Genomic DNA, 9,184 nt, shown 5'->3' on the forward strand with positions numbered 1-9,184 from the left:
CCCGAACTTACTTACCCTGTTCTGAATAAAATCAGAACTGGATATTGAAGCGGGCGAAGAATTCGCGCCCGTTGTAGTCGTAACCTGCACCCAGTGCCGTGTTCGAGATATCGGTGATACCCGAAGCGAAGGGGCTGACCTGCGGCGGAGCGGTGTCGAAGACGTTGCTCACACCCACCAGGAGGTCCCAGGTGTCGGCACGGTAGCGGATCGACGCGGTGTGCAGGAACTGCTCGTCGGCGTAGCCGATCGGGCGACAGAACACGCCGTCACCCTGGACGATGCCGTCCGGAACGCCGTTGGCGTCACGCGAACCGCCACCGAGGCAGGTGCTGCCCGTCTGGCCGATGAAGTTGCCGTCCGGATCGTAACCGAACACGTCGGAGAACGGATCGATGACGTCCGGATCCTGGTCGAAGCCGCCGATGTAGCGGGTGTTCCAGGTGAAGCGCCACTTGTCGATGTCCGCCGTGAACGTCGCACGACCGGTCCATTCCTGCAGACCCACTTCGCCTTCATCGCGGTCGCTGATGAAGTTGCCCGTGGTGTCGTCGATGAACAGCGTGCTGCGCTCGATCAGGTGGTTCGCACGAAGGTTCAGACCGAGGTCGACGATCGTACCGAACGCCTGGACTTCCTTCGACAGACGGCTGTTGAAGTCGAGACCGCGGACGCTTTCTTCGTTCAGGTTGATGAAGCCAGCGAACACGTCCGAGATCAGCTGCGGGCCGGTCGTTGCAGCCGTGATACGGTCACAGAACGGCGAACGTTGCGGATCTTCGCGAGTGTAGCAGTCCGAGACGATGAACCCGAGCGAAGGCGAAATGATCGAGTCCTTCACCTTGATGTCGTAGTAGTTCGTGCTCAGTGCGAAGTCCCATCCGTCACCGAAGGTTTCCTCGAAAGCGAAACCGGCGGTCAGCGAACGCGACGTTTCCGGATCGATGTCGAGTGCACCACCGCGGCTGACTTCCACGCTGGCGACCTGGATCGGCGCGAGCGACTGGCCCGTGCTCGGATCGGTCTGCAGACCGACCGAGGTCGGATCACGACCTTCACGGATACAGTTGTCGAGGATGCGCTGGTCACGCGTCTCGTTCGTCGGATCGTAGGTGCCGGTGGTCGTGTCGAACGCCGCATCGGGAACCGCACAAGGGTCGGTGACCGAGTTGAAGCCCGACTGCGAACCGAGGAAGTTCTCGCGGAGGTTCGGCGCACGGAACGAAGTACCGTAGCTGAACTTGAGCAGCAGGGATTCGATCGGACGCCAGCCGGCCTTGATCGAGTAGGTGTAGTTGGTGCCGTAGAATTCCTCGTCGGTGATACGGCCCGAGAGGTTCAGGTTGAGTTCCTGGACCCAGGGCTTGCCAGCCTGCAGAGGAATGTCGATTTCACCGAACGCTTCCTTGATTTCCTTCGAACCGGTTGCGCCGCTGTCGGCGAAGAAGCCGAAGAAGAGGCCGTTCGATGCGACATCGCTGGCGACCGAGTTGATCTCGTCGCGACGATATTCGACACCGAACACACCGCCGACCGGACCGGCCGGGAGGGTGAAGAGGTCGCCGGTGACGAATGCGTTCACGACGATCTGTTCGTAGGTGGTGTCGAACGAACGGTCACCGAAGACGTAATCACGCTCGGCCTGGGTCGCGAAGTCGCCCTGGGCCGAACCGAGAACGCTGTCAGCGAACAGGTTCACCGGCACACAGCCCTGCGTCAGGTCTGCGAGAGCCGCATCGGGGTTCGCAAGCGCAGAGGCATCACAGGGATCGATGGCGGGCAGGCCGCCGACGAGCTGCGAGATGAGCGCGTTACCGACATAGGCGCCGGAAATGTAGTCATCGGCAATGCCGTCGCCGTTGTTGTCGACGATACCGTCGCCGTCGAAGTCCATCGTCGGGTCGATACCCAGAGCGAAGGCGAGCTTGTCTTCGCGGATACCGCGCACGTTCGACTTACCGTCTGCGTACGAATAGACACCCGAAACTTCGAAGCTCCAGCTCGGCGAGATGAAGGGCAGGTCGCCGCGAACGCCGAACACGCCGCGATACTGCTCCTGCGTGACGTCGGTGTTGTTGCGGTCACCCTCGATCGCGAAGACCGGACGGACTGCGATCGGGCCGAGAGCCGAACGGCTCGAACCGGGCAGCGAAGTCTCGGTGTCGGCACGACAGTCAACGCCGCTAACGGTGGTGTTACACGGGTTGAAGGCGTTCACGTCCGGAACGTACGGGAAGATCTGGGCGAAGAACTCGTTCTCGCCGCGGATCTCTGCACGCGTGTACATAGCCTCGAAGAACGGCGTGATGTTGGCTTCACCCGGGAAGGTGTACTCACCGTATGCGAGGATGTTGTAACGCTTCTGTTCGCTGAGGAACGTCTGCTCGGGGTTTGCACCGTTCAGGTTGTAATCGTTCAGGAAGTCGATGTCGCGGACACCGTCGCCGTCAGCATCCACCGGACCGCCGAGGAACGATTCCGAGTAGCCCGGGATGCCCGTGTTACCGACCTGCCCACCGAAGTAGGTGCTGTCGTCACGATAGATCGAGCCCAGATCGGTGAACGGAACGATGATACGGTTGTTGAAACCGTCCTGGATACATTCGCTCGTCGAGGTGGTGACCGTGCCGTTCGAATCGGCAAGCGCGTTGGCCTGCTGGTCGATCGTCAGACGACGGACTTCACCGGTGTTGGTGATGTCGAGGTTGGTCGTACAACCGCGGAAGAAGTCACGATCGCTCAGGCGGATGCTGTCACGATAGTCGTACTCGGCGCCGATGCCGAAGAAACCGCGGTCGGTATTGAAGCCCCAGGCTGCGCCGACCGTGTAGTCGTCACCGCCACCTTCAGGGTTGATGTTGCCGAATGCAGTCAGTTCGAGACCGTCGAAGTCCTTGCGGAGGATGACGTTACCCACACCGGCAACAGCGTCCGAACCGTAAACCGACGATGCGCCGTCAAGGAGCAGGTCGTAGCGGTCGATCAGCGTGCTGGGCAGCAGGTTGAGCGAAGGCGAAGTCGGCGCGCCTTCCACACCGGCCGGTGCGAGACGACGGCCGTTGATGAGGAGCAGCGTACGGTCTGCGCCGAGGCCGCGAAGGTCGAGCGTGGTCGAACCCGGGCCGTTGTCGAGCACGAAGCCCTGGAAGGTTGCGTCGATCTGGACGCCGGCGGCGCTTTCCGAGCGCTGCAGGATCGAGGTCGGATCGAACAGACCAGCTTCCTGCTCGCTTTCGGTCGTCAGGACCTGCAGCGGCGAAATGCTGGAGTAGGTATCGCGGCGGATACGCGAACCGGTAACGACGATGGCGCCTTCGCTGCGCTCGCCGCTGGCGCCGGTCGACGTGACGTCGACGACGTCGCCCGTGTTGGCGTCGTTGTTATCTACACCGTCGGGACCGTCGCTCTGGACGACGCATTCGCCGTCGACTTCGTCGGTGCCTTCAGGGCAGTCTGCGTCCTGTGCGAACGCCTGGCTGCCCGAAACGAGCGCCAGGGCGGAAGCCGAGAAGGCCAGACCCTTGATCGTGTTGATTTGTAATTTTCGCATTAGATACTCCAGTCGCGACAACCGGAACTGCGCTCCCGAGCCAGGACACATCAGACGACACTCCCCTAGCGGCGTCGAATTGATGTTGAATCAGTCCCGGACAATGGTCCCCCAGTCCCTGATGAGACGGGTTCTGCGTTAACCTCAGGTACAAGTCAAAGCGAGTGAACCGCTTTTGGGCGCGATGTTGCGAAAATCCCACAATTTCGCACCGGTTTCACGAGGGTTGCAAATGGCAACGCAACAATGAGATTCGTTGCCCCGTCTCCAGGTCATAATATTTCGCGCGAGCCGGTCACAGTAGCGTCGTACTTAACAGCCCCCGCGAATCAGCGGATTTGTTGCAGCCATGTGAAAACGGGCAGGAGCACATCCGCGCCCCTGCCCGCCTGAATGCCGTATGCCGATCAGCTGACCTGCATCTCCAATGCGCCGTCGCCTTCGTCGATCTTGACCGTCGAACCGTCGGGCACCTTGCCCGAAAGGATCATGTCGGCGAGCGGGTCCTGCACATAGCGCTGGACCGCGCGCTTGAGCGGCCTTGCGCCATAAACCGGATCGTAGCCGACACGGCCGAGCCAGCGCTTGGCGCCATCGGTGAGATCGAGCACGATCTTGCGATCCTTGAGCAGCTTCTGGACGCGTGCGACCTGGATATCGACGATCGGGGCCATGTGCTCCTGCGCGAGGCGGTGGAACAGGATGATCTCGTCGAGACGGTTGAGGAACTCGGGGCGGAAATGTCCGCGCACCACGTCCATGACCTGCGGCTCGACATCCTCGACCTTTTGGTCGTCGTCCATGTTTGCGAGATACTGGCTGCCGAGATTTGAGGTGAGGATGATCAGCGTATTGCTGAAATCCACCACGCGGCCCTGCCCGTCTGTCAGGCGGCCGTCGTCGAGCACCTGCAGCAGCACGTTGAAGACATCGGTGTGCGCCTTCTCGACCTCGTCGAACAGCACGACCTGGTAGGGCCTGCGCCGCACCGCCTCGGTCAGCACGCCGCCTTCTTCATAGCCGACATAGCCCGGAGGCGCGCCGATCAGGCGGGCGACCGCGTGCTTCTCCATGAATTCGCTCATGTCGATACGGACCATCGCCTGGTCATCGTCGAACAGGAAGCCGGCGAGCGCCTTGGTGAGCTCGGTCTTGCCGACGCCGGTCGGGCCGAGGAAGAGGAAGCTGCCGAGGGGCCGGCCGGGGTCCTGCAGGCCGGCACGCGCACGGCGCACGGCTTTGGAGACGGCGTCGATCGCCTGGCTCTGCCCGATCACCCGCTTCGACAGGATGTTCTCCATGTCGAGCAGCTTCTCGCGCTCGCCTTCCATCATCTTGTCGACCGGGATGCCGGTCCAGCGCGAAACCACGCCGGCGATATCGTCTTCGGTGACCTCTTCCTTGAGAAGCGCATTCTCGGTGTGGCCGCTGGCTTCCTCGAGCTTCTTCTCGAGCTCGGGTATCTTGCCGTATTGGAGCTCGCCCGCCTTCGCGAGATCGCCCGCACGCTGGGCCTGCTCGAGTTCGAGCCGGGCCTGGTCGAGCTCTTCCTTGATCCGGCCTTCGGCATGGATCTTGTCGCGCTCGTTCTGCCAGCGGGTGGTCAGTTCGCTCGACTGCTGCTCGAGCTCGGACAGCTCCTTGCGCAGCGTTTCGAGGCGATCCTTCGAGGCGCTGTCGGTTTCCTTCTGCAGCGCCTGCTCCTCGATCCGCAGCTGGATGATGCGGCGGTCGAGACCTTCGATTTCCTCGGGCTTCGATTCCACTTCCATGCGGATGCGCGAGGCCGCCTCGTCCATGAGGTCGATCGCCTTGTCGGGCAGGAAGCGGTTCTGGATGTAACGGTTGGAGAGCTGCGCCGCCGCGACGATCGCGCCGTCGGTGATGCGCACCCCGTGGTGCAGCTCGTACTTGTCCTTGATGCCGCGCAGGATGCTGATCGTGTCCTCGACGCTGGGCTCGTCGATATAGACAGGCTGAAAGCGTCGCTGGAGCGCCGGGTCCTTCTCGACGTACTTCTGGTATTCATCGAGCGTGGTGGCACCGATGCAGTGGAGCTCCCCGCGTGACAGCGCAGGCTTCAGCAAGTTGCCCGCATCCATGCTGCCTTCGCTCGCGCCCGCACCGATCAGCGTGTGCATCTCGTCAATGAACAGGATGATCTGGCCTTCGGCGCCCTTCACTTCGTCCAGCACCGCCTTCAGGCGCTCTTCGAACTCGCCGCGATACTTCGCGCCGGCGATCAGCGCGCCCATGTCGAGCGACATGAGCGTACGACCCTTGAGGCTGTCGGGCACGTCGCCATTGGCGATACGCAGCGCGAGGCCTTCGGCGATCGCCGTCTTACCCGTGCCGGGCTCGCCGATGAGGGCGGGATTGTTCTTCGTTCGGCGTGCGAGGATCTGCACCGTGCGGCGGATTTCCTCGTCGCGGCCGATGACAGGATCGAGCTTGCCGTCGCGCGCCGCCTGCGTGAGGTCGCGAGCGTACTTCTTCATCGCGTCGTAGCTTTCTTCGGCCCCCGCGCTGTCCGCCGTGCGGCCACCGGTGACCTCCTGGATTGCGTCCTCGAGCGACTTGGTATCGACGCCCGCCGCCTTGAGCGCCTTGCCGGCGCCGTTGTCCGCCAGCGTAAGCGCCTGGAGCACGCGCTGGACGGGCACGAAGCTGTCGCCTGCCTTTTCGGCAAGCTGCTCTGCCTGGTCAAGCGCACGCACGGCGTCATTGTCGAGGCCCGGCGTCTGCTGCGCCCCACCGCCGGAGACGGACGGGATTTTACCGAGTGCGGTGTCGATCTCGGTAATCGCCACACCCGGATTGCCGCCGGCGCGCTGGATCAGCTGCGCAGCCATGCCCTGCTCGTCGTCGAGCAGCGCCTTGAGAAGGTGCGCAGGCGTGATGCGCTGGTGGTTCATGCGGATCGCAACCGTCTGCGCGGCCTGCAGGAAGCCCTTCGCCCGATCGGTGAACTTCTCGAGATTCATTCGAATACCCTCATGCTTGAATTACCACTCGAATATGGTGTTGCGATAATGCAACACAAGCCCTCCCCCGCACTAAATCACGAGGTGTATTAGCTGCATATAGGGGTCAGGACCGCGTTGGCGAGGGGGCAATGTGAAAAAGTCTGCCGCGCGATCGCCCGAAAGGATTTTCAAGCTGGGGAATCCAGGCACAAAAAAACCCGCCGAAAGGCGGGTGATCTCTCGGTGGTTGCGGGGGTTGGATTTGAACCAACGACCTTCAGGTTATGAGCCTGACGAGCTACCGGACTGCTCCACCCCGCGGCACCGTGCGTGTCTTCGGGACGTGTAGTCCAGAGACACAAAAGCCGCCGCTCGGTTCGCACCGGCAGCGGCTTTTGAAACTGTGAATGGGTTTATACCACATGCCCGCCGGCTTTAATGCCTGGCGACGACCTACTCTTCCAGTGCTTGAGCACTAGTACCATCGGCGCTGTCCGGTTTCACGGCCGAGTTCGAGATGGGATCGGGTGGGTCACAGACGCTAAGGTCACCAAGCAATAGAGCTGGCGGACATGGGTTTAAATCGATGCTTTGAGCTTTCTGGGCTTATCCGGCTTCGAAGTTTCCTCCGACCAAGACAGCACAGGGCTGTCGTTGATGGTGGGATCCTACAAGCGCGAAAAGAACTATTAGGACCGGTTAGCTACACACATTACTGCGCTTCCACACCCGGCCTATCAACGTCGTGGTCTACGACGGTTCGAAGATACCTTATCTTAAGGGAGGCTTCCCGCTTAGATGCTTTCAGCGGTTATCCCGTCCGTACATAGCTACCCTGCGGCACCCTTGGCAGGATGACAGGTACACCAGAGGTACGTTCACCCCGGTCCTCTCGTACTAGGGGCAACTCCTTTCAAGTATCGACGCCCACGGCAGATAGGGACCAAACTGTCTCGCGACGTTCTGAACCCAGCTCACGTACCACTTTAATTGGCGAACAGCCAAACCCTTGGGACCTGCTCCAGCCCCAGGATGTGATGAGCCGACATCGAGGTGCCAAACGATTCCGTCGATATGAGCTCTTGGGAATCATCAGCCTGTTATCCCCGGCGTACCTTTTATCCGTTGAGCGATGGCCCTTCCACGAGGGACCACCGGATCACTATGACCGACTTTCGTCTCTGCTCGACTCGTCAGTCTCGCAGTCAGGCAGGCTTATGCCATTGCACTCTTGCAGACGGTTTCCAACCGTCCTGAGCCTACCATCGCGCGCCTCCGTTACTCTTTAGGAGGCGACCGCCCCAGTCAAACTACCCGCCACAGAGGGTCCCACTACCGGATAACGGTAGCTGGTTAGACATCAGAAAACAGCAGGGTGGTATTTCACCTATGGCTCCACTCGGACTGGCGCCCAAGTTTCAAAGCCTCCCACCTATGCTACACAACTCTTTCCTAATGCCACTCTGAAGCTGCAGTAAAGGTGCACGGGGTCTTTCCGTCTAACCGCGGGTACTCCGCATCTTCACGGAGAATTCAATTTCGCTGAGCATATCCTGGAGACAGTGGGGAAGTCGTTACGCCATTCGTGCAGGTCGGAACTTACCCGACAAGGAATTTCGCTACCTTAGGACCGTTATAGTTACGGCCGCCGTTTACTGGGGCTTCAATTCGGAGCTTGCACTCCTCCTCTTAACCTTCCAGCACCGGGCAGGCGTCAGACCCTATACGTCGTCTTGAAGCCGACTTAGCAGAGTCCTGTGTTTTTGCTAAACAGTCGCTACCCCCTGGCCTGTGCCCCCTGAAAAGAGTTGCCTCGATCCAGGGCCTCCTTCTTCCGAAGGTACGGAGGCAATTTGCCGAGTTCCTTCAGGATACTTCTCTCAAGCGCCTTGGTATACTCTACCTGACCACCTGTGTCGGTTTCGGGTACGGTCTATACGGAGAGGCTATTTCCTGGAACAGCTTGGCTGCCCAACCAATCCAATAAGGTTGAACAACTTCCACCATCCGTCACACATCTCCAGGCCCACGAATATTTACGTGGTTCCCATCGACTACCCCCTTCGGGCTCGTCTTAGGGGCCGGCTAACCCTGCGCCGATTAGCGTTGCGCAGGAACCCTTGGTCTTTCGGCGACAGGGCATCTCACCCTGTTTGTCGCTACTCATGTCAGCATTCGCACTTCCGATACGTCCAGCGTCGGTTACCCTTCGCCTTCACTCGCTTACGGAACGCTCCGCTACCGCTGCAGTAAACTGCAACCCTAAGCTTCGGTGCATATCTTTAGCCCCGTTACATCTTCGCCGCAGGAACCCTTATTTAGACCAGTGAGCTGTTACGCTTTCTTTAAAGGATGGCTGCTTCTAAGCCAACCTCCTGGTTGTTTTGGGATTCCCACATGCTTTCCCACTTAGATATGACTTGGGGACCTTAGCTGTAGGTTAGGGCTGTTTCCCTTTTGACGACGGACCTTAGCACCCGCCGTCTGTCTGCCGGATAAGACTCGATGGTATTCGGAGTTTGGTTAGGTTTGGTACCGCTCGCGCAGCCCTAGCCCATCCAGTGCTCTACCCCCATCGGCATACATCCGACGCTCTACCTCAATAGATTTCGCGGAGAACCAGCTATTTCCCGGCTTGATTGGCCTTTCACCCCTAAACACAGCTCAT

Annotated in this window: 2 protein-coding genes, 1 tRNA gene and 2 rRNA genes (1 of these 5 running past the window's edge); all 5 read right to left on the minus strand. The window is 60.3% G+C overall.

Translation table 11 applies throughout. From position 1 onward, the window contains the following. Positions 1-31 precede the first annotated feature (31 nt). Complete coding sequence (locus ACZ1G8_RS03040; protein ID WP_472680342.1) at positions 32-3,550, minus strand: TonB-dependent receptor domain-containing protein; 3,519 nt, start codon at positions 3,548-3,550, stop codon at positions 32-34. Positions 3,551-3,957: 407 nt separating this feature from the next. Further along, positions 3,958-6,534 (minus strand): ATP-dependent chaperone ClpB, encoded by a 2,577-nt coding sequence (gene clpB, locus ACZ1G8_RS03045; RefSeq protein ID WP_472680343.1) that lies wholly within the window; start codon positions 6,532-6,534, stop codon positions 3,958-3,960. Between the two features lie 226 nt (positions 6,535-6,760). Continuing rightward, positions 6,761-6,837 (minus strand) — tRNA-Met (locus ACZ1G8_RS03050). A gap of 119 nt (positions 6,838-6,956) precedes the next feature. Further along, positions 6,957-7,071: ribosomal RNA gene (gene rrf, locus ACZ1G8_RS03055) — 5S ribosomal RNA — on the minus strand. A gap of 114 nt (positions 7,072-7,185) precedes the next feature. Further along, positions 7,186-9,184: ribosomal RNA gene (locus ACZ1G8_RS03060) — 23S ribosomal RNA — on the minus strand; it runs 791 nt beyond the window's last position.

It is taken from the genome of Qipengyuania sp. BR81-2 (assembly GCF_055693895.1).